The organism is Pyxidicoccus caerfyrddinensis, from assembly GCF_010894405.1.
GTDB classification, from domain to species: domain Bacteria; phylum Myxococcota; class Myxococcia; order Myxococcales; family Myxococcaceae; genus Myxococcus; species Myxococcus caerfyrddinensis.
Window position 1 is genome coordinate 110636 of sequence record NZ_JAAIYA010000032.1, and the last position, 25550, is coordinate 136185.

A 25550-nucleotide genomic window follows, 5' to 3' on the forward strand; every position below is an offset into this window, starting at 1 on the left:
GCGGGAGGATGGGCTCATGCCCGAAGTGAGTGGACGCACGCTGGTGATGGCCGTCCAGGCGGTGGATGCGGAGCTTCGCCGCCTCGAAGAGGAGCTCGAGCGCGCCGGTGACGACGCGGACCCTGACCTCCAGGAGCTCACGCTGTGCTACTCGCTCGCGGCCGATGACCTCCAGGAGGCCTATCTCCAGGCTTTGCAGTCGGCCAGCAACCTGCCGCCCTATGAGCGGCTCGTTGCCCGGGGCTCCGGGAAGGTCCCTCGCCCGTAGGCGCTGCGTCTCGGCGTGTCCTCGCCGTGCACCGGGGTAGCATTCCGCAGGCCGGTCAGGTCCGCGCGGGCTCCCTCGTCCGCGATGACCCCGCTGTGTAACGGGAGGTGTGAGCCATGAGTGATTCTCCGACGGATTCTCCACGCACGGGCGCCGGCCGCATCCGGGGCCTGGAGCAGGTGGACCGGCTGTCGGTGCCCCTGCCGCACGGCACCGAGGTGACGACGCGCGTGGAGCGCCTGGCCTCGGGCGGGCGCCGCATCCCCCAGGGCGTGGTGGGCCGCGTGGTCCGCGCGCATGACGGCGGCTTCGACGTGCAGATTGTCGGCGTGGGCGAGGTGTGGTTCGCGCGCGAGGAGCTGGTGCCCCGGCGCGTGGGACAGGTGAACTTCGCCCGGCGCCGCGAGGCCGCGTGGAGCGCGCTGACGCCCTGTGTGGTGGTGGAGACACGCGTGGGCAGCCATGCGTGGGGCCTGGCCAACGAGAACTCGGACGTGGACGTGCGAGGCGTGTTCGCCCTGCCGCTGGCGTGGACCTTCGGCCTGGTGGAGGCGCCCATGGACCTGGTCAGCGCTGACGGCAGCACCACCTACTGGGAGGTGCGCAAGGCGGTGGAGCAGGCGCTGCGCGCGGACCCGAACACGCTGGAGACGCTGTTCGTCCCCGGCGCGAAGGCCACGGATGTGCTCGGCGAGTGGCTGCTGGCGGAGCGCGAGGCCTTCGTGTCGAAGGCCATCTTCGGCAGCTTCGGCCGGTACGCCATGAGTCAGCTCGACAAGCTCACCCGCAGCCAGCGGCTGGCCGAGCACCGGGACTTGCTCCTGGAGTGGCTCTGCGAGGAGCCCGCCCCGGACCTGGACGAGGTGGCGAAGCGGCTGGCCGCGGTGTCCCCCCGGAGCGCGCCGACGCAGCAGGACGCGTTGCTGGCGGCAAAGACGTACGTGAAGCAGCTCTACCGCTCGCTGTGGGACCAGGGGCTGCTGACGGCCAACGACTTCGCGGCGCTCACCGCGTACGCACGGGGCGGCGGGCAGCGGCCTCCGTCCGCGCGCGAGCTGCGGCCGAAGAACGCGTACAACCTGCTGCGACTGGTGGCCACCGCCACCGGGTGGCTGCGGGAAGGGACGCCCACGTTCGAGGCGTCGGGCGCGCTGAAGGCGCGGCTCCTGGACATCAAGGCGGGCCGCGTGCCGCTGGAGGACGTGCTGCGGGACGCGGAGGCCATGGCGCCCGACCTGGAGGCGGCGCACCGCGAGAGCAAGCTGCCGGAGCACCCGGACTACGAGCGGGCGGACCGGCTGCTGCGGCGCGTGGGAGACGAGGTGGCTCGGCGCTGGGTGCTGAAGGAGCCCGGTCCGCTGGGACGTGACGCGCCGGAGGCTCCGGCCATGGAGTGGAGGGAGGCGGAATGAAGGGCACGCTGAAGGAACATGAGCGCGTGGTGGCGGACCGGGTGCTCGACGAGGAGTCGGCGAAGCGCGAGCACCTCGTCATCGCCCTGTCCGGGGCGCACGCGTATGGCTTCCCCTCGCCGGACAGCGACTTGGACCTGAAGTCCATCCACGTGGTGCCCACCGCGACGCTGCTCGGCCTCCAGCCGAAGCACATCACCGCCGAGCGCCTTCAGATTCTGGAGGGCGTGGAGGTGGACTACTCGTCCAACGAGCTGCAGCCGGTGCTCCAGGGCATCCTGCAAGGCAATGGCAACTACATCGAGCGCGTGCTGGGTGCCATCTGCGTGCGCGCCTCGCCGGAGCTGGAGGGGCTCAAGCCCCACGTGCGCGCCGTGCTGTCGCGCCGGGTGCACCGGCACTACAGGGGCTTCGCCCACGGCCAGCTGCGGGAGTGGGAGAAGAGCGGCTTCAAGTCCGCCAAGAAGCTGCTCTACGTCCTGCGCACCACGCTGACGGGCACGCACGCGCTGCGCACCGCTGTGGTGGAGACGGACGTCACCGAGCTGCTCGACTTGTATGGCTTCTCGGAGGCGCACGCGCTGGTGGAGCAGAAGACGCGCGGGGAGAAGAGCGAGCTTCCCGACGAGCTGAGCCAGAAGTGGCGCGCCGAGGTGGCACGCTCCTTCGAGGTGCTCGACGCGGCCCTGGCGGAGTCCGTGCTCCCGGAGGATCCGCCCGAGGCGGCCGTCGATGCCCTGGAGGCGTGGATGCTGGACCTGCGCCGACGGCGCTTCACCGCGTGAGTCGTCCACTCGCCGGAGCGCACCCACCGTGGGGCGCTCCGGCGGTGATGCGTCAGCCCGTCACTGGCACGAGTACGTGTACGAAGCCGGCGTGCTCCACGTGCCATCCGGGTTGATGGCGCGCACCGTGTAGCCGCTGGCGGGGTACGTCGTCCCCCAGCAGTCCCGTGCGCGGACGTCGTTCCGGAAGGCCGTGCCCAAATCCCAGTTCCCCTTGCGGCGCAGCTTCTCGTACGCGGCCACGCGGTCCACGGCGTCAATCCACGTGGAGTCCCCGGCGAGCACGTCGCGGCGCTTCTCCAGGAACTTCTGCAGCCATGCATTCTCCGTGATGCCGTTGTACCCGATGACCGGCGCCACCTGGCCCGAGTTGCCCAGCGCCGTGTTGGCGGAGCGAATCATGCTCCGGGCACCAGACTCGCCGTGGTTGATGTACGCGTCGTACAGCGCCGCCTTCGAGAGCGCCTGGGTGAGCCCCCACTTCGCGGCCTCGTTCATCGCTGGCGTGTAATAAAGCTTGTCGCTGATCTGGTCCTGGCAGCTCTTGAAGTCGGCGCGCGTGGTGGTGTTGTTGTAGCTGGTCGCCCAGTCGGCTGGCCAGTTGCCCACGGAGTCGAGCTCGGCCGTGGAGGCCTGGTCCTGGCCCGTGGAGAGGAAGCGGTTGTTGATGGTGGTGAGCCCCGACATGTACTTCGCCATCAGGTTGCCGTTGGCCGCGCTGCGCAGGTTGACGTAGCACTGGATGACCTGGATGGCGTCGCCCGTCCCCGTGCAGAAGCCCGCGCGCCCATTCGTGTACCCGCGCCCGTCCTGGATGTTCTCCGAGTACGCGTAGTCGATGGTGGGCGTGTCGTTCTCCCAGATGCTCGTCAGGTCCTCCGACACCTTCTTCTGGTTGGCGCTCAACCCGGTGCCCGTGGGAGGCGGAGTGCTGCCGCAGCTCGGGTCGCTGATGCTCACGTTGGCCGCCGTGAAGGACGTGGACGACGACGTCGAGTAATAGAACGTGTAGGACGCATTCACGCCGACGGTCAGCGCCGACGTCCTCGAGTACGTACACGTCGTGCCGCTCTGCGTGTGCGTCCAGCCCGGCTCGTCGTAGTCACAGACGATGCCGCTGGGGACGCCGAAGGCGATGGTGGGGCTCGTCATCGCCGCCGTGCCGGTGTTCTTGAAGACCAGCGTGCCCCAGTAGTCCGCGCCCACGTACGTGTTCGTGGTGATGACGTAGGTGCAGGCCGCCAGCGCCTGCTGCTCCGTGAGCGGATGCGTCTCCGCCTCTCCCATGTCCGGCGCGCAGCCCGCCAGGGCCGCCGCCATCCCCAGGAACACTGCTCCCCAGCTCCATTCCATTCGACGCTCTCGCATGTCCGGGTCCCTTTCCTGGCGCGAGGGGTGAAGACAGATGCACTCGCGCCAGAGCTGGAATACCAGAAATGCTTGAGCGCTTCAGGGGAGCGCGTTTTCGAGCCCGGACAGCGTGCGGTTGCGCACCTTCAGCCACGCCTGCTGACGGAAGAGGTACGTGGAGGTGACACGGCGCCAGGTCCACACGTCGGGCAATTCCCACCACTTCGCGGGCGGCTTGAGCCCGATGTCGCGGAGGTTTCCAATGCCGCGGTAGCCCACACCATCAAGGCCGTAGGCGGTGTTGGACTCCAGCGTGAGGACCTTGTCGGTGGCGGCGTGGTGGTCCACGACGAGGAAGGTGTGCCCCGAGCGCCACTGGTTGCGCCAGCCCTGCACCAGCGTCCACGGGTGGGGCGGCACGTCCGGGGACGGGGCGGGAATCCCCATGCCGCTCTCCACGGCGGCCGTCACGGGGGAGAAGTAGTCCTCATTGGAGGCAATCATCATCTGACGGTGACGGCGCGCATCCCACTCGAAGGCGCTGCCGTGCGCGTCGGAGAAGGCCTTCACCGTCAGGGCCTCCACGAAGGTGCAGCAGTTGTTCACCGCGGGCGGCGCCTGCGGGAGGACGACGCCCGGGAGCACCCACGGGTAGCGCGCCTGGTCCAGTTCGTAGCGGTAGTCACGGAACGCCCCGAGCAGCTTCGTCAGCCGCTCCTCGTCCACGGCGAGGGGCTCGACGCTGAACGAGAGCCGCGCCACGGCGGGAGGCTTCTCCAGGTCCAGGATCCGGGCGTACTGCTGGGTGCGCCAGCGCGTGCAGACCCACGTGTCGAGCGCGCCCAGGGTGGGCACCTCCAGCCGCGCGTAGTCGGTGTCGGGTGTCGGGAAGCTGCGTCGCTCCTCGAGCACGTGGTAGTCGCCGAGCTCGACGTAGCCCTCGAACTGCGAGCTCGTGTCCGGCCGGACGAAGCCGCGCAACCGGATGGGTAGTCGTGCGACGCGATAGGTCTCCGCCATCAGTGTCCCCCACGTGGAAGTGCGCCGCGCAGCATCGCACGTGTCACCAGGACGCGGTGGCTGCCCATGCTGTGAAAACCGTCACGGTGGGCCGGCTCGGGGATGCCCGGGGGCACCGCGAGCAGCCCGCCCCCACCACCAGGCTGCTCACGGTGCCCACCTTTCCATTGACGAGGACCTACGCTTCAGCCGGCAGCACGTCGAAGCGCAGCCCTGACGCCTGTGCGGCGGGCAGTGGCTCGGGTGCCGGCGCTTCCACTTCCGGAGCCCAGGCGCTTCGCCGCGCTGGCGAGGCCAGCGGGGTCAAGCAGGCGATTCCTCCAGCAATCACAGTCAGCGAAGGAAAAGCGCCTTGTCGTCATGACATGGGATGGAACGACAGACACGGTCCTGGCGTCAAGATGGGTGATGCTGTTTGGGAATGGGTGTCTTTGGGAGGACGCGACCTCTGCCCCGCCGCGCGGTGTCGGTGCTGCCCCCGTATCGTGGAACGGGACTCCGGCTCCCAACGTCCAGCGCCCCACAGGCGCACCCGACTCCGGTGCGAGATGACCTTGTTTCCGTGCTTCTTCGGGTGCTCTCGTCTATGGCTGTGATTGGTCCATGGACAGACGCACGGGCGGCGGCGCGAAAGCGCTACGTATTTCCACGGAGGTGGGCTTCAGACGTGCGGCAATTCCACGCGCAGCGAGGCCCCGGCGGGGCGGTGGCTCCATTCCAGGAATGAGGCCTGGAACTCCTCCACTGTCCGGGCGAGCTCCCCGCGCGGGGCGGTGCGGGCGTCCAGGCCGATGATGAAGGGGCCCTCCGGTGAGGCCGGGGGCAGGGGCCGCGCGAAGACGCGACGGTCTCCCTCCAGCCGGTACACCAGCGCGGTGAGATGTCCGAGCACCCAGCCCGCGGCCACCTCGCGTGCCTCCGGAGTCGGTGCGTCGAGGGTGAGCACGAGCCGCGTGGGCAGCTCGTCGGCCAGCGGCTCGAAGAGGGCCTCCCAGGACTGAGGTGTGGCGTCGGCGCGGGCCTTCTCCACCAGGGTGCGGGCCCGGGTCAGCTCGTCGCGCAGCACGCGGAACGTCGAGCGCGACACGTTGCGGGCGGTGTTGCGCACCGGGGCCGCGGGCGCGATGACGGGCAGCAGGTCGCGCTTGCCGTCGGGCCGGTAGCGCGCCGTCTCGGGCGTGAGCGTCACCGGCTGTGGCCAGGGCCAGCGGGAGAACGTCTCGAAGAAGTGCGCCAGCAGCGCAGCGTCGGAGCCCGTGTCCTCCTGGGGGGCTCGCGTGCAGGCCCAGGCCGCCAGCACCGACCAGGAAAGGCCGCCGATGTAGCCCAGGGCGTGGGAGTAGATATCGCGGGCCTTCGCCCAGACCTTCACGGTGCGCAGGAGTGCGCGGAAGCGCTCGGGCCCGGCACCCGCTCGCGTCACCTCGTCGAGCAGGCGCTGCGTGTCCGTCAGGCCCAGCACGGAGCGCAGGCCCGCCGAGTCCAGCGCGTCGCTGTGCTGGGAGAGCAGCGTCTCGGGAGGGCAGGGCGCTACGCCTTCCGGGCGGCTCGCGTAGGAGAGGTCGAAGCTCACGCCGCCCAGGGACAGCTTCACCAGGGGAATGGCGGCATCGGCCACGAAGCGGCCGGCGGCGGAGGGCTCCTGGGCCAGCTCATCGAGGAACGCGCGCGCGAAGTCCTCACGGGACAGGTGCGAGGGGCCAATGGCCACCGCGTCCACGTCGCTGCCCACGCCGTCCGTTCCGAGGAGGTACGAACCATACGGGTGCAGCTCCGTCCCCACGCGCGCACAGAGCGCCTGGAGCCGGTCGACCGCGGCGGTGCGCGCTCGTCGGGACTCGGAGGAGTCGGCGGCAGCGTGGGTGGACAGCGCGGCGCGGAGCGCTTCGTCCTCCCCAGGCGGGTGAGCGGGGCGCGCACGGCCAGGCTCCCGCGCCGTGCTCGCGGCTTGGGCCGGTGCAAGCGTTCCACTGTTGCTCGCGGCCGGGGTGATTCGACTGGAGCCGCCGTCCCTGCCTCCGAGCGGAATCCTCCGTATGACTTCGAAGGGCGTGTCGCCCTTCCTGCGGATGATGCAGACGTCGCGTGCCTCGAAGGTGAGCGGGCGCCAGTGCTTCTCCCACCCGGCGAGCGTGCGCGCGATGTCGGCGGCCCCAGAGCGGGGAAGCTGTCCGACGGACAGGTGCGGCGTGAAGCCGCGCTCCGACCTGCGGCCCTGCTCGTCGCACTCGGGCATCGCCTGTTCCAGCGCCGCGTGCAGGGCCTTGAGGGCTCCGTGGGGCCGGTCCTCCGGGCGGAGCCAGGCCGTGACGTTGGCGCGGTGCTCGAAGTGGTGGAACCCGGTGAGCGTCACCTCGAAAGGCTTCAGGCCCAGCAGTGCTTCCGCGAGCAGGGCCTCCGCCTCGTCGAAGTACTCCTCCGGCAAGAAGGGGTAGAGCAGGGTGACGTGCGGCATCCACCGGTTGAACTTGGAGTCATGTTTCCGGCGCAGTGCCTGGATGGGCTCCCACACCGCGTCGGGCGGGATGAGTACCACCGCCGTGTGATGCACCAGCGGCGCCTTGCGCGCGCGGGCGGGGGCGGCAGTGGCGTGGACCCGTGACGTGGCGTCCCTGCGCAGGACACAGCGCACGCCGAAGTGGTCCGAGGGGTAGAGCGCGTCTCCGGTCGGTCCCGGAGGCCCTTCCAGCGGGGACTCGCCGAAGAGGCTCACGGCTTCCGGAACGAGCCGCCCCGAAGGGGAGCACACCAGCACCCGGTCCAGCCGCTGATTCCGACCCGAGGTGGTCGTGAGCGCGGCGAGCGCGTTCCGTGAGGGGGCGTAGGTCTCTCCGCTTTCAGCGGGCCGCAGCGCCGGCCACGCATCCACGAAGCCCACCTGCGCGAAGGCGTTGAACTCAGGGTCGCCGTCGCCGAAGTTGAAGTCGCCCGCGAGCACCACGTCCTGGCCTGGGGTGGTGAGCGCGCGGGTCCAATCGACGAGCGCCCGAATCTGGGCCGCTCGTGCGGCGCTTCCCGCGGCCGTGCGGTTGCTCGTCAAGTGTTGCGTGGCCACCCACAGCGGGCCGCTGCTCATGGCCAGTTCACCCGCGATGACCCGCTTGTCGCGCGAGAAGACGCGCTGGCTCAGGGATGCGAAGGGCAGTCGTGACAGGAGCAACTGTCCGGAGGGCGTCACCGTCGCCGCGCCCGGGCCATCCGAGAGCCAGTAGCGCTCGCGAACCCACGGCGCCTCGAACAGCGCGCGGAGGAAGGGAGGGGTGACCTCCTGTAACGCGATGACGTCCGCGTCGGTGCCGTGCAGCAGGGCGAGGGCCGCCGGTGTCCTCCGCTCCGTGGCGAGCATTTCCCCGTCGTAGACATCGAAGAGGACGTTGAGCGTGGTGACGGTGAGGTGCTCGGGGGCGGGAAGGGACGCGGTGTCCGTCGCTGGCGGCGGGGAGGCCACCCACTCGCGGGCCTCCGCATCGAAGCAGTACGCGGGGAGGGGCGTGAAGCGGGACGCTGTTTCAGGAGGGGCGCCGGCACCGGCTGGTGAGACAGCCGGGGCGGGCACCGAGGCCTCCCGCGCCGGAGGTGTCACCGGCGCGGGCGGGGTGAGGGAGTCGAGCAGGTCGATGCGCTGCCTGCGGTCCCACACCACCTGGCGGCCGCGTTTGAAGTACCAGACGCGGTGCCAGGGAATCTCCCCATCGGGGACGAAGGCCTCGAAGGGCATCTCCTCCAGTTGTTCGAGGTGCGCGTCGTAGCCGATGGAGAACTCGCGCGCGTCGAGCCGCGGGTCCCAGCGGATGCGGTGGTACACCTCGCGGCTGGTCGTGAAGCGTTCCTGGGACATGGCGGCCACCGGAGGTGAGAAGTCAGGGAAGCGTACACGCGCGGGCCACCCGGAACCGGGGCCCTTCGCGTGCAGGCACCTGACGACGGCCCCCCTCCCGGGCTGACACGCGCCGCCAGCCCGTCAGCGCTGCTCCACCGGTCCAGGCTCTGGATGCGCACCGGCCACCGGCGGGGCGGCGGGAGGCAGCACCTTCTCCGACTGCCGGAGGAGCCTGCCGAGCACGTTGTCCATCACCGAGCTGAGCAGCCGGTCCGCGGAGAACCCGGCGGCAATCGCCAGCGCCACCATGGTGAAGAAGGCCGCCTTCCGCGTGCTCACCACGAGGTGGAGGATGGCGGGGTTGGTGGTGTCGGCGGGAGGTTCGGCCTTGGCGGGCGCGGCGTTGCTGGCGGAGCTTTTGGCCTTGGCGGGCGCGTGAGCACCGGAAGGCGCCGGGGTACGGGCCTCGTCGGGTTGCGCGGCGGGAGCCGAGACGCTGGCAGGCACCGAGGCGTCGCGAGGAATCACCGCCAGCAGCAGGTTGGACTGCTCGAGGAAGAGGACCATCAGGGCCGCGAAGCCACCGATGACGGGCTTCACCAGCAGGTGGTATGCGAAGTAGCGACTCGTCGCCCCCGTCGCGACGACGAAGCGCTCCTTCGAGAGCATGTTGGAGAGGACGGCGCCCGCCGCCCCGGCGAGGCTGAGCAGGAGCATCCCCGTGGGGATGACCTGCTTGGGCCACGTTCCCACCACGTCCGAGCGGAAGCCCTGGAACGCGAGGACGAACATCGCGAGCAGCAGCACGGTGCTGAGGACCTGGATGGCGACGTTGATGGAGAGCTGCCAGAACGTCTTGTCCACCTGCCCGTTGACCACGCCCAGCGCTCCCCGCAGCACGTGGCGGCAGCGCGCCAGCTGCTCCTTGCTGAGAGGCGGAGAGGCAGCGGCCCCTCCCGGAGGCCGGCCCAGGCCGGAGAGCAGGCGGGTGCTCTCGGGCAGGGGGCCGCCTTTGCCATCCTCTCCCAGCCAGAGCGTGCGACTGACGGAGTCCGTCACCCGCCGCTCGAACTGGTGCTGGATGTCCAGCGCCTGCGGCAGCAGCATGGCCTGGGGCATCACGAGCAGCAGGAGGCCGTCCACCTCGTGGATGACCTCCCAGAAGGAGAAGGACCAGCGCCACCAGACCTTGTCGATGCAGCGCCGCGCCACCTCCAGCTTCTGGCGGCACTGCTCCAGGGTGGTCCGGTCCTCGTTCGTCAAATCCGCGCGCGCCTGGCACAGCTTGAAGAGCGAGGCGTCGCTCTCCAGCTTGTTCCAGAGCAGCTGGGTGGCCGAGCCGTGCCTGCTCCGCCGCTTTCTCAGGCCGACGTGACTCAGGAGCGCGGGCAGCGGGTTCTCCGGAGGCGAGACGTCGGTGACCGCCATGTCCAACACATGGGCATGTCGGCACCGTGCGACAACCCGTCCGGAAGGCTCAGGACGGATTCACGCCCGCCACGAGGTAGAAGCGGAACTCGCCCGAGTTCACCCCGTACGCCACGTCCACGCCCACCAGCGGCAGGATGACGTTGCGCAGGTAGAGGCGCAGCCCGGCGCCCACGCCCTGGGCCAGCGTGGCGCCCTTGAGCCCCTCCTGCGCGTCCGGCAGGAAGCCGCGCACCACGCGCCCGTTGGCGTCCCGGAGCTGGCCGTCCTCGGGGATGTCCCGCCACAGCATCAGCCCCGTGTCGGTGAAGCCCACGCCCCGGAAGGACAGCGAGCGCACCGTGAAGAGGGGGAAGTGGTACTCGGCGGTGAAGGACAGCCGCGTGTCGCCGCGGAACTGGCGGTGCAGGAAGCCGCGCAGCGAGTTGCCGCCCATCGTCAGCTCCTGGTGGAAGGGCAGGTCCATGCCAGCGATGGCCTCGCCCCGCAGCACCAGGTTGTGCTCACCCACCAGCCGCAGGCCCTGCCGGTAGAGCAGCCCGAAGCGCCGGTAGGTGAACTCGCTCCCCACGCCGGGGCTGGACACCTCGTACGAGGCCTCGATGTTGAGGCCCTCCATCACCGCGTGCAGGTTCTGCCGCGTGTCCACGCCCACCATCAGCCGCAGCGACGTGTCGCGCTGGGACGGGCCCGTGGAGAAGGCCTCCTCCGTGACTTCCTCGTCGGGGCTTGGCGACTTCGCGTCCACGCTCATCAGCCGGTACTTCGCGGCCGCGCGCACGCGCTCGAAGAGCATCACCCCCAGCTCCCCGGCCACCGCCGCCGAGTTGATGCGCGTGCTGCGCACCACCTCCGGGTCCTCCTGGCCCGCACCGGGCTGGTACTCGTCCACGCGGTCACTGCGCAGCTGTCCCTCCAGGCTCAGCCGGAGCTGCGGCAGGCCGAAGAGGTTCGGGTCCAGGTAGCCGGCGAACAGGCCACTCTCCGCCGTGCTCACCTGCGCCGCCGCCGCGAACTTCTTGCTGCGGCCCCACAGGTTGTTCTCCGCGTACAGCACCCCGCCGCCCACGTTGGCCGCGGACAGCGCGAAGGTGGGCGCCACCACCCAGGACGCCTTGTCCTCCACCTCCAGGATGAGGCGCACGTGGTCCGGCCCGGTGGGCTCGGTGCTCACGCGCACCTCCTGGAAGAGGCCCGTCGCCACCAGGCGCCGCTCCACCCGCGTCAGCTCCTCGGGAGTGAGGGTGTCGCCCGCGTCGATGCGCGAGTACGCCTGCACCGTCCCGGGCTTCGTCTTCTCCGGGCCGCGCACCACCACCTCGTCCACCACCTGCACCGGCCCCGTGTCCTGCGCTCCCGCGCGCGGCGCCAGCAGCCCCAGCACCAGGGCCACGCACCACGTCACCACGCTTCTGTTCGAGTCTGTCGCCACGGCCGCAACCCTACCTCCAGACGCCGTCCCGCCGGACATCTGCTATGCCCTTCGTCATGATTTCACTCCTCCGCCACCTCCGGCGCCGGAGCCTGCTGCGCCGGCCCTTCCCGGCGGAGTGGCTGGCTCACCTCGACGCGCGGGTGCCCTTCTTCCGCACGTTGTCGCCCGAGCTGCGCGCGGCGTTCCTGGACAAGCTCAAGGTCTTCGCCTGGGAGAAGGAGTTCATCGGGGCCGGGGGCCTCACCATCACCGACGAGATTCGCGTGGTGGTCTCCGCCACGGCGGTGCAGCTCGTGGTGTACCTGGACCTGTCCTATTACGACCGGCTCCGGGAGGTCATCGTCTATCCGGACGCCTTCAAGCTGCCGGACCGCACCGGCGTGGTGCTGGGCGAGGCGAAGCACTGGGGCTCCGTCATCCTCTCGTGGCAGGCGGTGCTGGCCGGTCTGCGCAACCCCGAGGACGGCCATGACACCGCCGCGCACGAGTTCGCCCACGTGCTGGACCGCGCGGACGGCGCCTTCGACGGGACGCCGAAGCTGCGGGCCTATTCGCACTACCAGGCCTGGGCCTCGGTGATGAGCGAGCACTTCCGGAGGCTCCGGGACGGAAGTCGCCAGGAGCGGCAGGTGCTGGACGACTACGGCGGCCTCAACGAGGCGGAGTTCTTCGCCGTGGCCACCGAGTCCTTCTTCGAAAAGCCCCGGCAGATGCGGGAGAAGACGCCGGATTTGTATGAAGAGCTGAAGCGCTTCTACGGTTGGGATCCGGCGACGGGCGCCTGAAGTCCCGCGCGCGGCCCCCGTGCCTGTGGTAGGCGGCGGACTGCGGTGTGAACATTCTCCTGGAGGAGCACCTCAACATGTCCGCACCCGGCAGCACGGCTGCTTCCATGTTCATCGACCTGGAGCGCGAGGCGTGGCGGGCGCTGCGTGCCTCGACGCCGCTGCCGCTCGCCGCGGCGGACCTCGAGGGCCTGCGCGGCATGGGGGAGCAGCTGGACCTGGAGGAGGTGGTCGACGTCTACCTGCCGCTCTCCCGGCTGCTCAACCTGCAGGTGGCCGCGGCCCAGCGCCTGTGGGCGGACCAGCAGGCGTTCCTCGGCGGCTCGGCGCGGAAGGTGCCGTTCATCATCGCCATCGCCGGGAGCGTGGCGGTGGGCAAGAGCACGACGGCCCGCATCCTCCAGGCGCTGCTGGGGCGCTGGCCGGACCACCCGCGCGTGGAGCTGGTGACGACGGACGGGTTCCTGTTCCCCAACCGAATCCTGACCGAGCGCGGGCTGATGAAGCGCAAGGGCTTCCCGGAGAGCTATGACCGGCGCGGGCTGGTGCGCTTCCTCGCGGAGCTGAAGGCGGGGCGCGCGGAGGTGACGGCGCCGGTGTACTCGCACCTCGTCTACGACGTGGTCCCCGACGAGGCGAAAATCATCCGCCAGCCGGACATCCTCATCCTGGAGGGGCTCAACGTCCTGCAGTCCGGCCGCGTCGAGGGGAACCGGATGCCGGGCACCTTCCTCTCCGACTTCTTCGACTTCTCCATCTACGTGGACGCGCACGAGCAGGACATCCGTCACTGGTACGTGAATCGCTTCCTCCAGCTCCAGCAGACGGCGTTCCGCGACGAGCGCAGCTACTTCCGCCGCTTCTCCGAGCTCACCAAGGAGCAGGCCGTGGCGCTCGCCGAGTCCGTGTGGGCGGAAATCAACGGGCCCAACCTGGCGCAGAACATCGCGCCCACCCGCTCGCGCGCGCGGCTCATCCTCACCAAGGGGCCGGACCACAAGGTGAAGCGCGTGCGGCTGCGCAAGCAGTAGCCGCTACGGCGGGGACGGCAGGCCCAGCACCGACTCCGGCACGGTGAAGCGCGCGCGCAGGCCGTTCATCCGAATCTGGTCCAGCCACGCCCGGGCCTCCTGCACGCCCAGCCCCCGACGCAGGAGGGTGAAGAAGAGGTGGCAGAACTCGTCCGGCAGGCTGTTGGCGAACGTCACCGGGTCGTCGTCGCCAATGGCCACCAGTACGGGGCCGCCCTCCGGCATGGGCTGGCCCGGCAGCGGCTGCAGGCGGAAGAGGGGATGGCTCTCGAGGGGCACGTCCCCGATGAGCATGTTGCTGGAGGGGTTGGCCTCCACGGTGATGCCCAGCCGCGCGAAGAGCCGCCGCAGGAAGCGCTGGGCCTCGTGCAGCATTCCGAGCTCGGCGGTGTCCACCACCACCTCCTCGGGGATCTGCCCCCGCACGTAGATGCCCGGGTCCGTCAGGTAGAGGAAGAGCAAGTCCCTCGCGCTGCCCCTGACGCGCGGGAGCGAGGCGCCGAGCATGAATGGGTAGTGCGCCATGTCCAGGAGGAACCCGGGGGAGTGGCGCAGCTGCCTCGCGAGGATGAGCTCCTCCACGTTCCAGTAGGAGTCGCCGTAGATGTCGCGCGCCAGCCGGTCGATGCGGCCGTGCAGCCAGTCCACGCGGCCCGCCTCGCCCCGCATGTCCCCGGCGCGGTAGCGGACCAGCTCCCAGAGCAGGTCGTCCAGCAGCTCCTCCCGGGGCTGCCAGATGGAGGGCGCGGTCTCCGCCCAGAGCGCCGGTTCCAGCGCGAGCGCGAAGGCGTGGCCCATCCGGTCTCCCGGCTGGAGCGCGCCGAACTCAATGGGCTCGTGCATGCGGCGCAGCCCCTCCGCCAGTCGCCGGAAGTCCTCGCCCGCGTGCAGTGTCAGCCGGAAGGGGGGAATCCGCGCATAGGGGGCCAGCAGCCGGGCCGCCTCGCGCGACGTCTCGCGCAGGCGCTCGAAGAGCGGCAGGAAGACCCAGGTGGGGATGGCCAGCTCCAGGTTGCAGGTGTCCATGCCGCGCAGATAGATGAGCAGCTCCGGATGGCGGTGCAGGGCGCGCTCGATGGCCACCACCTCGTAGTGGCGCCGCTGGTAGTAGCTGCCGAAGCGGCAGCCGTAGACCATGTCGGTCGGGTCCGCGTAGCGCATCCTTCCGATGCTCCGCGCCTCCCGGTCCTCCGCCTTCACGAAGTGCAGCATCAGGCCCCGCTCGGGCCCGCCCGGGGCCGGCGGGCCCGGGGCGGTGGCGATGTCCCGGACGAGCTGGCGGTTGAGGTGCCAGTGCCGCTCCGGCGCGGTGCGGACCTCGAGCGACTTGAGCGGCAGCCCGCGTGACTCCAGGGCGAGCGCCGAGCTCATCAACACCCGCGTGTCCATGTCCAGGCGCAGCGCGGAGATGCGCGCGTAGTGGATGGTGAACCAGTCCAGCCCGGCCGTCCCCGGCTGCTGGACGAGGTGGCGGTAGGTGAGGTTGCGGATGCGCTCGTACTGCCAGAAGAGCCGCGCGAAGTGATCATCTTCCGGGTGCTCCAGGATGAAGGCCAGCGCGCGGGCCGCCAGTCGCGTCTCCGGCAGCGCCCCCTGCCGCATGCTGAACCACGCGTACAGCGGGTCCGCGCTCCGGATGTCCTCCAGGGATTCGGGCCGCCGTGCGCTGGCATCCGGGGTGAGGCCCAGCGACTGCTGCAGGCGGCGGAGCACGGGGCGCAATTGCACGTGGCTCACCGGGTCCCGTCCCTCCGACAGCGCGGCCAGGGCCTTCAGGTGCCGCGTGGCATCCGCGCCGCGCGCGGCGAGCTTCCTCACGAAGGGGATGAAGGCGGGCACGCCGTTCCGCTCCACCAGCCCCAGGTCCAGATGCCAGAGGAAGGAGGCGAGGGTGAGCCGCGTCAGGGCCGCGGTGACGAGCCAGTCCAGGAAGGCTCGCGGTGAGCCGAAGGGAACGCCGCCGCGGGAGCCGAGCTTCGCCGCTGGAGGCGCACGGGGGCCGATGCGGGCCATGAGGTGCGTCCACAGCCACTCGAAGGGGACGGCCGCGCCCAGGTGCAGGTGGGCCTGGGCGATGCCCTCCTCCTGGAAGAAGTGCCCCAGGTGGGCCGTGCCCAGGCTGATGAAGTCCGTGGTGGGCTCTGTCCTGCTCTCCGCGGCCGTGGCGGCGATGAGCAGGTCCGGCGGGAGCACGAGGGAAATCCAGCGCCAGCGCTCCGCCAGCCGCTCGATGGACTGCTCGCCGCCGTGAGACAGCGTCACCTGGTGTCCGAGCGCGAGCAGGTGCTTGTGCGCGACGTGTATCAGGATGGCCTCCAGGGGCAGCTTCCGGTCCCCCTCTGGGGAGAGCTCCACCGAGAGCTCGAACCAGGCGTGCTCGCGAATCTGCCGGAGCACCTCCAGGGACAGCCCGCGCGAGATGGGCCGCAGCCTGTCGATGAGGGCATCCGCGAGCCGCTGTGAATCCCCGGAGTAGAGCCCGTGCGCGTTGCGCACCAGCGCGGACAGCGACAGCTCGAAGGACAGCGCGGACGTGAAGGGCCAGGAGAGGACCTCCGCTTCGAGGTGGGGCGTGTTCGCGACGGTGGTCATGGCCGTGGCCCGTCGCTAGTGGGCGTGCGTGGGGCGTGGAGGGGGAGGGGGCTTCCGGCGGGAGGGCTGCCGCGCTTCGGCTCGCTGTCGCGCTTCTGCTCTCCGCGGCGCTCCTGCTCCCTGGAGTTGCGTGTCGACCCTCCGCAGGAGCCGCTTCGGGCTGAGCTTCAGGTCCGGAGGTTTGACTTCCTCCAGGGCCCGCTCGGCGCGCTTCAGCCGGGCGGTTCTCAGCTTGTGCGTCGGGGGCTGCTTCTTCTTGCCGAGCATGGCGCGCCGGAGCTCATCGATGACGTCAGGGGGCAGCCCCGATTCGGGCTCCGCCAGGAGGAGCAGCCTCTCGTCGAACCACTCCAGGAACGCCTGCTCATGCACCGTCCGCGACGCTTTCGACCGGAGATTCCTGTACGTGAGGGCGCAGTCCTTCAGCGCGCCCTGCCAGGAGCCGGGCTCTTCATCCGGCTTCCGGACGTCCTTGTGTGCCCACACGAGGCCGTGCAGGAAGAGGGCAAGCAGTCCTTCCAGTTCGTGACGCTGACTCTTCCCCTGGGCCAGTGTCGCGCCCAGCCGCTGGTTCCAGTACGAGTTGAAGTACGCGGCATGCCTGGCGCCGACCCAGTCCGGGGTGGGCCAGCTGAACGGCACGTACAGCACCCCGGAGGCGAGCTCCACCGGAACGAAGACTCGCACGTGCGGAGCCACGAGCCCGTCCATCTGGAACTGCCCCTCCAGCTCGGGCCGGCACTCCACCGCGTCTCCCGCATCCGCCGCGACATCGATGGCCAGGAGGAGCAACGCCGTCAGGTGGTCCGGGGCTTCGCGCGGGAAGTCCCCGTGGGCCTTCCAGGCGAAGTCGGTGGCGGTGCTGAACTCGTAGCGCAGGTTGACGTCCTGCTCGAACCGGAGGTGGCGGGAGTGGAGGTGGCCTCGCTGCCGGATGGGTGATTTCAACGCCACCCGCAGCCTGTTCTTCCAGGTGCGGCCATCGTCGCTGACGAGCGGGAACTGGACGGCATGCCGCAGGCCCCGGTCGGACAGGCGGGAGAAGGCCTGGTTCTCGATGGCATCGTGCCAGAGGACATGGGCCAGCTCCGGCTGCGTCAGCTTCTCGTGCTTCCCGGTCTCCCGCACCAGAGCCTGCTCGAGGTTGCGCAGGCGCCGGAAGTACTCGGGAAGCGACACCTGCAGGTGGGGATGGTCGTGGAACCGGCGCAGGAATGCGCCCAGGTGCAGGTACTTGCCCTCTATCCCTCCGAGCCATTGCTGCTCGAGCAGTCTCGCGTCGGTCTCCGCGGCGGGCGCCGGCTCCGCTTGAAGCAGCGTCGCATGGAGGAGGCGGAGGAGGTGATGGAGGCGTACGTCCGGCGCCAGGGGCTGGAGCGAGAAGCGCTGTCCGGGAGGGATGACCCGGTCATAGGCCTGCACGGCGAGCTCGTGCGCGGAGGGGCGCGAGTCCAGTGACTGGAACTCGCTCCGGTTGACGCCTCCGCTGCCGAGCCCCCCGCGCATCAGGCCGTGGTGGGAGACGCGGAGCATCTTGACGAACAGGCGGGATTGGCCCGTCAGCATGAACACGAGCTGCGGGTGCCAGAGGAAGCGCACCAATTCCAGCACCTCCACGCAGCGGTTCGGATTCATGTCCACGTCGTCGATGGGCAGCACGAGCCGCGCCCGGCCCTTGATGGTGCGGGGGAACTGCTGGCTGGCGTACCTGACGACCGCGCTCACGAAGGCGCGCCATTTGACCACCACGTCGTGCCGCGAGCGCTCGGCCTGGGTGAGCTCTTCCGCGAAGGACTCCGGGTCCAGGCCCCCCCGGCGCTGGTCGAGGTTGCTCTCCCACCCATAGGCAGCCGCGGTGGCGAACTCGCGCCAGGGCTTGCGCCAGGGTGATTCGTTGCGGGACTCGGGATGCCAGCTCGCGATGGCCTGGGGCGACGCTCCCTCCAGCGTCCCGGTCGCGAGCTGCTCGAGCAGGTTCGCGAACTCGCAGATGCGGCTGGCAATCCAGGTCAGCAGGGACGCGGTCTGCGGGAGCGGCTGGAGGTCCAGGGGCTTCAGGGGGATGATCAACCCCGGGTTCGCGTTCTCGACCAGTGCGTCGCTGAAGGTCCTCCCCGCGAGGAGGTACCTGAGCGAGCGCTCCTGCTCCTTGTCGTCCGCGGCACCCTGCCTGCTCGAGCCGTCATCGCCCGGCATCCTCTCCGCGCCCGGACATTCGAGTCCTTCCATGAGCGAGCGGCGCCAGAGCTCGAGCACCGTGAGCATCACGCTCGTCTTGCCGCTGCCGCGCCCGCCGTGGATGAGCAGGACGTTGGAGGGGCGCTGGAGGTCCGCCGCCTGCCAGGTGAAGGGGCCCTGCGAGGGGAGGCTGACCGGCGTGCGCTCGACGAACTTGACCATCCATTGGTGGATGAAGCTGGCCACCTTCCGCTGCTCCGGGTCGAGCTCGCTCCAGCGGTAGGGCTGGGCCTCGGGGCGCGCCGTCGGAAGAATGGTCCTGTCCTGGTCTTCCATCGAGCCCCCCAGTCGCAAGCACCTGCGCCCGCAGTGGCACGCTGGGGGTGATGCAGGGGACTGGCGAGCTGCCCCGGAGGGTACCTGCCCTGGCCGCATGGGCTCCGGCCTTGTGGCGCCTCAGGGGCGCGGCACGGCCGGCGTGCAGAGCGTGCCGTGGGTGAGGCCCGCCAGTCGCTCCCTCAGCACCTGCTCCACCTCGGGGTTGCCCTCGTCCTGAATCAGCTCCAGGGCGCGCTCCTCCGTCTGGATGGCCTCGTCACAGGCGCCACCGCCCGCCAGCACCATGGCGAAGGTGTCCAGGGCCTGCGTGCTCCAGGGGGCGAGCGCGACGGCCCACTGCACCAGCGGGAGCGCCTCCGCGAGCCGTCCCTGGGTGACGTAGAGCCAGGCCAGCCCCGTCGCCGCCGGGGCGCTGCGCGGCTCCAGCTCCAGCGCCTTCTTGTAGGCCGCCTCCTGCTCCGCCGCGTCCCCTCCCAGCGCGGACGCCAGGAGCAGCCAGGCCTCGCTCTCGTCCGGGTGGGCGGCGACTGCCTCGCGGGCGATGGCGGGCCGCTCGGCTTCGGGGGCCGCGCGCAGCTGGGTGGAGAGGGCGGGCAGCCCCTTGGGGTCCAACCGGAGCGCTTCGTCCAGCTCGTCCTGCGACAGCTTGCGCCGGTTCTGGATGAAGGGCTCCCGGTGGGCCATGTGCGCCCCCAGCGCCGCCAGCTTCGCGCGGATGGCGTGCACGTCCGCGTGCTCGACGACCTCCTCCAGGAAGGCCGTGCCCACGGTGGGCACCGGCACCGTGTGCTCCCGGAAGCGGTGGTGCTTCAGGTAGTCGAGCAGCACGGCATCGAGTTTCGCGGAGCGCAGCTCGGGCAGCGCCTGGCGCTCGGCCTCGTCGGGCGCGACGCCCTTCGCGAGCAGGGCCTGATACGCGGCGAGCTCGCGGGGGCGCTCGTGGTAGAGCCAGTGCACGAGCAGCCAGCTCGCCGCGTACATGGTGCCCACCTGTCGGTCGTCCTCGCGCGACTCCAGCGATGGCTCCCACGAGAAGACGCGCTGCATCGTCCAGTCCCGCTTCTCCGGACGCGCGCGCACCACCCGGTTCAGCAGCACCGCCATGTCCTGAATGGCCTCGATGTGCGGCGCGCCCACCACCGCCGTCTTCCCGTCCTCCGACAGGCGCAGCGTCTCCAGGAACTCGGCCATGCCCTCGGAGAGCCACCGGGGCTGGCGCAGCAAGGAGTAGGTGCTCAGGAAGTGGGCCAGCTCGTGGTTGAGCCGCGAGGACGAGGCCTTCGACAGCCCCGTGAAGCGCTGCTCCCACGAGTCGGGCGGGCCCGGCAGGACGATGAGGGCCTCGGTCTCCGAGCGGAAGAAGAAGGCGCGCACGCGCCGGGGGTAGAGGCCCTCGAACTCGTCGGGGTCCGCGAGGACGTAGACGCGCACCTTCGGCATCGGCCGGCCCAGCGCGTCGGGCCACATCGCGGCGAGGATGGCGACGCGCGTGCGCTCCAGCGCGCCCATCGCCTTGCGCGCCTCCTCGGGCGGCAGGTCCGTCTCCAGCGTGTAGTGGTCGCTGTCCAGCCGCACCCACGCGCGGCCGCCCTCGGCGGGGCAGCGGGTGAAGCGGGGGCCCACCACGCAGGCGAGCTGGGACGAGGCGAGGATGGCGAGCAGCGCTCCCATCGCGAGGCCGTGACGCACGTCGGGCTCTCTCTTCTCCGCCAGGGCCCGAGGGCCCCGGTCCGTCAGGTTGGAGCGGGAGCCTGACGCGACCGCCGGCCTCCGACAAGCACCCCCCGTGCGTGCTCAGCGACGGGCGGCGCGGACCATCTCGATGTGGGGGATGCCGTCCTCGTCGTACACGTCGCCCTCCGCGTGGAAGCCGAAGCCCTCGTAGAAGCGCTGGAGGTAGTGCTGGGCGGAGATGCGAACGTCCGCCGTGGGGAAGTCCGTGTCCAGCCGGGCAAGACCGCGCGCCACCACCTCACGCCCCAGCCCGAGCCCGCGCGCCCGGGGTGACGTCACCACGCGGCCGAGGCTCGTGTCTCCGGCGTGCTTCACGCCGGGAGGGAGGATGCGCAGGTAGGCGGCGAGGAAGGGCGCCCCGCCCGCGTCGTCATACGCGAGCAGGTGGAGCGACGCGGCGTCCAGCCCGTCCACGTCCTGGTAGATGGAGCGCTGCTCCACCACGAACACCTCCTGCCGCAGGGCGAGCAGTGCGTACAGCTCGTCGAGCGTCAGCTCCCGGAAGGTCTTCCATTGCCAGCGCGGCATGGGCCCGCGTGTAGCACGGCGGAGGCTCCAGGGGCGCTCCTCGCACACCGTTCCGCGCACCCGCCGCCCGGTCCGGCCGCCTGCTGCGCGTCCTCCTCAGGGCCTCCGCGGCACTCCTTCGCGGGAGGGTGGGTCCAAGCAGACATGGTCTTCCGGACGCATCTGGTGTTGAGATTCGCCTTGATGGAAAACCCGGTTACTCCTGTAGAGGCGGCTTCTCCTGTTACCCGCTGGCTGGCGTGGCCGCGAGTCCTCTGGCTCGCACTGGGTGCGGCGGCGCTGATGTCGCTGACGGTGTTCCAGGTGGGGCTCTTCGGTGACGACTTCATCTACCTGGGCATCCTGTCGGAGCGGGTGCCGCCGGCGCCGCTCGCCAACCACGCGTTCGACCTGTACCGCTTCATTCCGGGGGACCCGGCCATCACGATGCCGCTGGTGGAGAAGGGCATCTTCCCGTGGTGGACGCAGCCGGACCTGAAGCTCGCCTTCTGGCGGCCGCTGAGCAGCGCGACGATGGTGCTGGACCAGGCCCTCTTCGGAGAGAACCCGGCGGCGTTCCACGTCCACTCCATCCTCTGGTACCTGGCGCTGGTGGGCGTGTTCGCGCTGCTGATGCGGCGCACGCTGGCCGGGGCGGTGGGGGCGGTGGCGCTGCTGCTCTTCGCCATCGACGACTCGCACGCGGTGCCGGTGGGCTGGTGGTGCAACCGCAACGCGGTGGTGGCCACGCTGCCGGCGCTGGTGGGCCTGTGGCTGCACATGGAGTGGCGCGAGCACGGCCGCCGGTGGGCCGCGCCCCTGTCGGTGCTGGCATACGCGCTGGGGCTCGCGGGCGGGGAGACGGCGCTGGGCGTCCTCGCGTACGTGCTCGCCTACGAATTGCTGGGCGCGAAGGGGCCGTGGCGGCAGCGGCTGTGGTCGGTGGCGCCCGCGACGGTGCTCGCGCTGGGCTACCTGGCCCTCTACAAGAAGCTGGGCTACGGCTCCTTCGGCTCGGACCTGTACGTGGACCCGTTGTCGCAGCCGGTGGCGTGGCTGGCCGTGGCGGCGGTGCGCATCCCCGCCATGCTCTGGGGGCTGCTGCTGAGCGTCTCCACGGAGCTCACCATCCAGTCCGAGGGTGGGGATGGGTTCGTCATCGGCGTGGGCCTCTTCGCCGCCGCGCTGGTGGGCGGGATGCTGCGCGCGGTGTGGCCGTACCTGTCGGCGGACGAGCGCCGGCACTCGCGTTGGCTGCTGGCCGGGGCCTTCCTGTCGCTCTTGCCGGTGGCCTCCACCATCCAGGGCGACCGGCTGCTGCTGGTGCCGAGCGTGGGTGGCGCCGCCATCATCTCCCTGGTGCTGACGCACGTCTGGCGCAACCGGGCGCGGTCCACGGGGTGGCGTGTGCTCACCGGGGCCGCGGGCCTGCTGGCCGTCACGCACGTCCTGATGGCGCCCGTGGGCTGGTACACCGTCAACAGCGCGCTGGCGCGCATGACGGGGAGCGTGGAGCGCGTCTACGCGCAGCTGAAGCACGACCTGGACGTGGCGGCGCTGCCCGGCCAGCGCGTGGCGGTGCTGACGCTGCCGAACCCGAATCTGTCCCTCTACACGTCCATTGCCTGGTGGGCGCGCGGCAACGTGCTGCCCCGGGCGTGGTGGACGCTGTCCTACGCCACCGAGATGCCCACGCTCACCCGGACGGGCCCCAACTCGCTGGAGCTGGCGCTGAAGCGTGACCGGTACTTCGAGACCCTCTACGAGCGCGTCCACCGCGGCGCGCGCTTCATGCTGAAGCAGGGCGACGAGGTGAAGCTCGACGGCATGACGGCGAAGGTGATGGAGGTGGATGCCCGCGGCATCAAGCGCGTGGCCTACACCTTCGACGTGCCGCTGGAGGACCCGTCGCTGGTGCTGCTGCAGTGGAAGGACCGCGGCCTGCGGCGGGTGGTCCTTCCGCCCCTGGGCACGCCGGTGGTGCTGGACTACGGCGCCCTGCCCACGCCGGGCTCGGCGAGCGCGGTCAGCAGTCCCCCGTGACGTCGGTGCGCGGGCTCACGCGGCCTGTCGGGGCGGAAGCCCGTTGAGCACGTCGTGCAGCTCGGCCACGCGCTGCTCGTGGCCGGGAAGGGCCTGGAGGATGTCGATGGCCCGCTGGAGCGCGGCGCGGGCGGCCTCCGGGTTGTCGTGCCGCAGGTGGAGCCCGGACAGGTCCTCGAGCAGGGACACGAGGAAGGTGTTCCCGTCGCCGGCGGCCTCCTCCAGGCGCGCCATGGCCTCCTGGAGCAGGGCGTAGGCCTCCGGGTGGTCGCGCTCGAGCAGCGCGAGCGCGGCCTGGTGCCAGGCGAGGGCCTCCGCCAGCCGGTCCTGCTCCGCGTCCGTCGCGGCCACGGGCGCTCCGGCGGGGACGCCCTGCCCGGTGAGCGCGTGGTCCAGGAGCGTGAGCACCTCGCCCCCCAGCTCCTCCGCCAGCTTCTCCGCGTCGGTGAACAGCGTCAGCGCCGGGGCGTCCTCCACGGGGCGCCGCCCGGGGAGGCCCGCCACGCGCTGCACACGCTCGGACGGAGGCGGGTGCGAGTCGTACGCATCCACCGGGCGGGCGAACAGCTCCTCCTGGATGCGCGCCCGCAGCAGGGCCGGCGTGCCGCGCGCCGTGGCCTCGACGGTGCGGTAGATGTCCTTCGCGGGACGGCCCGCCTCGCGAAGGAGCGCCGCCACCGTCACTCCGCGGTGGAAGGTGTCCCCGTACTCGACGGTCTTCAGCAGCGCCCGGGCGAAGGTGTCCCCGCCGTAGGCCAGTGCTGAAACGCGGTCCGCCAGCAGCTCGCGGCGGCGAGCATGGCCGGCGGTGACCTGCAGGTAGACGAAGAAGTAGACGCGCAGGAACCAGTACACGGGGCTGAGCGCGGCCCAGCCCAGCGCCTGGATGCCGTGCATCGTGCGCACCACCTGCGTCTGGATGCGGCCGATGATGGGCGTCAGGCGCGTCTCGCCGTGGGAGAAGTGGCCGTACTCGTGGGCGAGGACGGCCTTCAGCTCGGACACGGTGAGGCCGCGCAGGGCGCCCAGGCCCAGGTGGAGGATGCGCTCGCCGCGCCCCAGCAGCACCTGGAGCCGGCCGCCGTCCTCGCGCACGCCGATGCCGACGCTCGGGAACAGCAGCACCCGGTCCACCTCACGGACCCCGGCGACCCCAGCCACCTCCGCCAGCGCGTGGAACAGCGCGGGGGCCTCGGCGGGGGTGAGCGTCCGGCCCTCGTCCGGCTCGGAGGTGTCGACGAAGAGGCCCCGGAGGATGGCGACGAGCCCACCGAAGCCGATGATGCCGATGACGGCCATCAGCTTCACGGAGAGGACCGGCAGCCGGAGCAGCCCGTAGAAGAGCCCGCCCGTCATCACCAGCGTCAGCGCGAGCAGCATCGGCACGGACACGTAGAACAGCAGCGAGGCGTACCAGAGCACCGCGCTGTAGAGCCGGTCCACGATGCGCTCGGACGGTGTCTGCTCCGCGCGCATCAGGTGGACGTGCTCCGAGCGGAGCTGCCCCAGCTGCACCGACGACAGCGCGCGCCCGGCGCCCCAGGTGCCCAGCAGCGACAGGACGAGGAACAGGGCCATCCCCAGCGACACCTGCCACGCGAGGCGGACGCGGCGCTGGTGGGTGAGCTCTGCTTCCGTGGAGGGCCGCGTCGCCGTGTCCGCTCCGGGCGCCGGGGCCACCGCGTCCTGCCCGACGATGCCCGTGGCGAGCAGGCGGCGGGACAGGGTCGCCTCGTCCATGGGCTTCACCACCTCGCGGCGGTAGACGTGCTCCGGCGGCTCCGCTCCCGGTTGGGCCTGGGCGACGAAGAGGGCGACGGCGACGAAGGCGTACATGGGGGCCCGCTCGGGAAGGACCTCTTTTAGCACGGGCCGTCAGGGGCCCGGGCGGAGGCAGGGAGGCGGGCGGCCAGCGCCGGGAGGGCCGCATCATTATATGTCTCGCGCGATGACCTCTTCGCTCGAAGCCCTGCCTGCCCCCGAAGCGACCGAAGGCGTGGAGACCCTGGTGCGGCTCCTGCGAGGCCGACGCACGGTGGTGCTCACCGGCGCCGGGTGCAGCACCGAGTCAGGCATCCCGGACTACCGGGGGCCGGGGACGCGGGCCCGCGCGCGCAATCCCATCCAGCACCGCGAGTACCTCACCCGGCCGGAGATTCGCGCGCGCTACTGGGCGCGCAGCCTGCTCGGTTGGCCGCGCTTCTCCTCGGCGAAGCCGAACGCCGCGCACCACGCGCTGGCCCAGATGGAGCGCAACGGCGTGGTGCCGGGGCTCATCACCCAGAACGTGGACCGGCTGCACCATGCGGCCGGCAGCTCGCGCGTCATCGAGCTGCACGGAGCGCTGGCGCGCGTGCGCTGCCTGGACTGCGGCGAACAGGAGGCGCGGGTGGACCTGCAGGAGCGACTGCTGGCGCTCAATCCCGACTTCGCCCACCACGTGCTGGAGCTGCGGCCGGACGGCGACGCGGAGCTGTCCTCGGAGCTGCTCCAGTCGTTCCACGTCCCCGCGTGCCTGCGCTGTGGCGGGACGCTGAAGCCGGACGTGGTGTTCTTCGGGGACAACGTGCCGGCGCCCACGGTGGAGGCGGCCTTCTCGCTGGTGGAGGAGGGCGACGCGCTGCTGGTGGTGGGCTCGTCGCTGGCCATCTTCTCCGGCTACCGCTTCCTCGTGCGCGCGTCCGAGCGACGCATGCCCATCGCCATCCTCAACATCGGCGAGTGCCGGGGCGTGGAATTGGCGGACGTGCGTGTGGAGGCGCGAGCCGGAGACGTGCTGCCCCGGCTCGCGGAGGCACTGGCGCGGGGGTGAAATACCCGCGC

At 70.9% G+C, this 25550-nt stretch carries 17 protein-coding genes; 7 read left to right on the forward strand and 10 right to left on the reverse strand.

What is annotated here, in order from left to right:
- Nucleotides 1-16: 16 nt before the first annotated feature.
- From G4D86_RS45850 to G4D86_RS45860, 3 genes are all read left to right on the forward strand, one after another.
- Nucleotides 17-268, forward strand: coding sequence for a Tsi2 family anti-toxin (locus G4D86_RS45850; RefSeq protein WP_164001634.1), 252 nt, complete (start codon nt 17-19; stop codon nt 266-268).
- Between the two features lie 116 nt (nt 269-384).
- Nucleotides 385-1680 (forward strand): DNA polymerase beta superfamily protein, encoded by a 1296-nt coding sequence (locus G4D86_RS45855; protein WP_164001636.1) that lies wholly within the window; start codon nt 385-387, stop codon nt 1678-1680.
- The gene (locus G4D86_RS45860) at nt 1677-2465 is read left to right on the forward strand and encodes a nucleotidyltransferase domain-containing protein (protein ID WP_164001638.1); all 789 of its coding nucleotides are present in this window, start codon (nt 1677-1679) and stop codon (nt 2463-2465) included. Before G4D86_RS45855 ends, G4D86_RS45860 begins: the two co-directional genes overlap by 4 nt.
- 60 nt (nt 2466-2525) lie before the next feature.
- Here G4D86_RS45860 and G4D86_RS45865 read toward each other — a convergent pair whose 3' ends face one another.
- The 5 genes from G4D86_RS45865 to G4D86_RS45885 form a co-directional block, all read right to left on the reverse strand.
- Nucleotides 2526-3833: a chitosanase gene (locus G4D86_RS45865; protein WP_240360856.1), complete on the reverse strand. Its 1308-nt coding sequence runs from the start codon at nt 3831-3833 to the stop codon at nt 2526-2528.
- Nucleotides 3834-3914: 81 nt separating this feature from the next.
- A complete protein-coding gene (locus G4D86_RS45870; protein ID WP_164001640.1) occupies nt 3915-4835 on the reverse strand; it encodes a hypothetical protein in 921 nt (306 codons plus the stop codon).
- A 661-nt stretch (nt 4836-5496) separates the two neighbouring features.
- Nucleotides 5497-8673, reverse strand: a complete 3177-nt coding sequence (locus G4D86_RS45875; RefSeq protein ID WP_164001642.1) for a poly(A) polymerase — start codon at nt 8671-8673, stop codon at nt 5497-5499.
- Between the two features lie 123 nt (nt 8674-8796).
- Nucleotides 8797-10083, reverse strand: a complete 1287-nt coding sequence (locus tag G4D86_RS45880) for a hypothetical protein (protein WP_164001645.1) — start codon at nt 10081-10083, stop codon at nt 8797-8799.
- Between the two features lie 49 nt (nt 10084-10132).
- Nucleotides 10133-11467 (reverse strand): BamA/TamA family outer membrane protein, encoded by a 1335-nt coding sequence (locus tag G4D86_RS45885; RefSeq protein ID WP_420821891.1) that lies wholly within the window; start codon nt 11465-11467, stop codon nt 10133-10135.
- A gap of 104 nt (nt 11468-11571) precedes the next feature.
- Here G4D86_RS45885 and G4D86_RS45890 point away from each other — a divergent pair, with 104 nt between their 5' ends.
- Nucleotides 11572-12303 (forward strand): M90 family metallopeptidase, encoded by a 732-nt coding sequence (locus tag G4D86_RS45890; protein ID WP_164001648.1) that lies wholly within the window; start codon nt 11572-11574, stop codon nt 12301-12303.
- A gap of 77 nt (nt 12304-12380) precedes the next feature.
- Nucleotides 12381-13334, forward strand: coding sequence for a type I pantothenate kinase (gene coaA / locus G4D86_RS45895; RefSeq protein WP_164001684.1), 954 nt, complete (start codon nt 12381-12383; stop codon nt 13332-13334).
- Nucleotides 13335-13337: 3 nt separating this feature from the next.
- Here the strand turns inward: coaA and G4D86_RS45900 are convergent, their stop codons facing one another.
- From G4D86_RS45900 to G4D86_RS45915, 4 genes are all read right to left on the reverse strand, one after another.
- Nucleotides 13338-15926 carry an amidohydrolase family protein gene (locus G4D86_RS45900; RefSeq protein ID WP_164001649.1) on the reverse strand — a complete coding sequence of 863 codons (2589 nt, stop codon included), beginning with the start codon at nt 15924-15926 and terminating at the stop codon, nt 13338-13340.
- A gap of 15 nt (nt 15927-15941) precedes the next feature.
- Nucleotides 15942-18440, reverse strand: a complete 2499-nt coding sequence (locus tag G4D86_RS45905) for a hypothetical protein (protein WP_164001650.1) — start codon at nt 18438-18440, stop codon at nt 15942-15944.
- Nucleotides 18441-18560: 120 nt separating this feature from the next.
- Nucleotides 18561-20132 carry a DUF1570 domain-containing protein gene (locus tag G4D86_RS45910; RefSeq protein ID WP_164001651.1) on the reverse strand — a complete coding sequence of 524 codons (1572 nt, stop codon included), beginning with the start codon at nt 20130-20132 and terminating at the stop codon, nt 18561-18563.
- A 105-nt stretch (nt 20133-20237) separates the two neighbouring features.
- Entirely contained in the window at nt 20238-20705 is a 468-nt protein-coding gene (locus tag G4D86_RS45915) for a GNAT family N-acetyltransferase (protein ID WP_164001652.1), read from the reverse strand.
- A gap of 183 nt (nt 20706-20888) precedes the next feature.
- Here G4D86_RS45915 and G4D86_RS45920 point away from each other — a divergent pair, with 183 nt between their 5' ends.
- Nucleotides 20889-22727, forward strand: a complete 1839-nt coding sequence (locus tag G4D86_RS45920) for a hypothetical protein (protein WP_164001653.1) — start codon at nt 20889-20891, stop codon at nt 22725-22727.
- Between the two features lie 15 nt (nt 22728-22742).
- Here G4D86_RS45920 and G4D86_RS45925 read toward each other — a convergent pair whose 3' ends face one another.
- Nucleotides 22743-24563 (reverse strand): M48 family metalloprotease, encoded by a 1821-nt coding sequence (locus G4D86_RS45925; protein ID WP_164001654.1) that lies wholly within the window; start codon nt 24561-24563, stop codon nt 22743-22745.
- Between the two features lie 112 nt (nt 24564-24675).
- Here G4D86_RS45925 and G4D86_RS45930 point away from each other — a divergent pair, with 112 nt between their 5' ends.
- Nucleotides 24676-25539 (forward strand): NAD-dependent protein deacetylase, encoded by an 864-nt coding sequence (locus G4D86_RS45930; protein ID WP_164001687.1) that lies wholly within the window; start codon nt 24676-24678, stop codon nt 25537-25539.
- Nucleotides 25540-25550 lie beyond the last annotated feature (11 nt).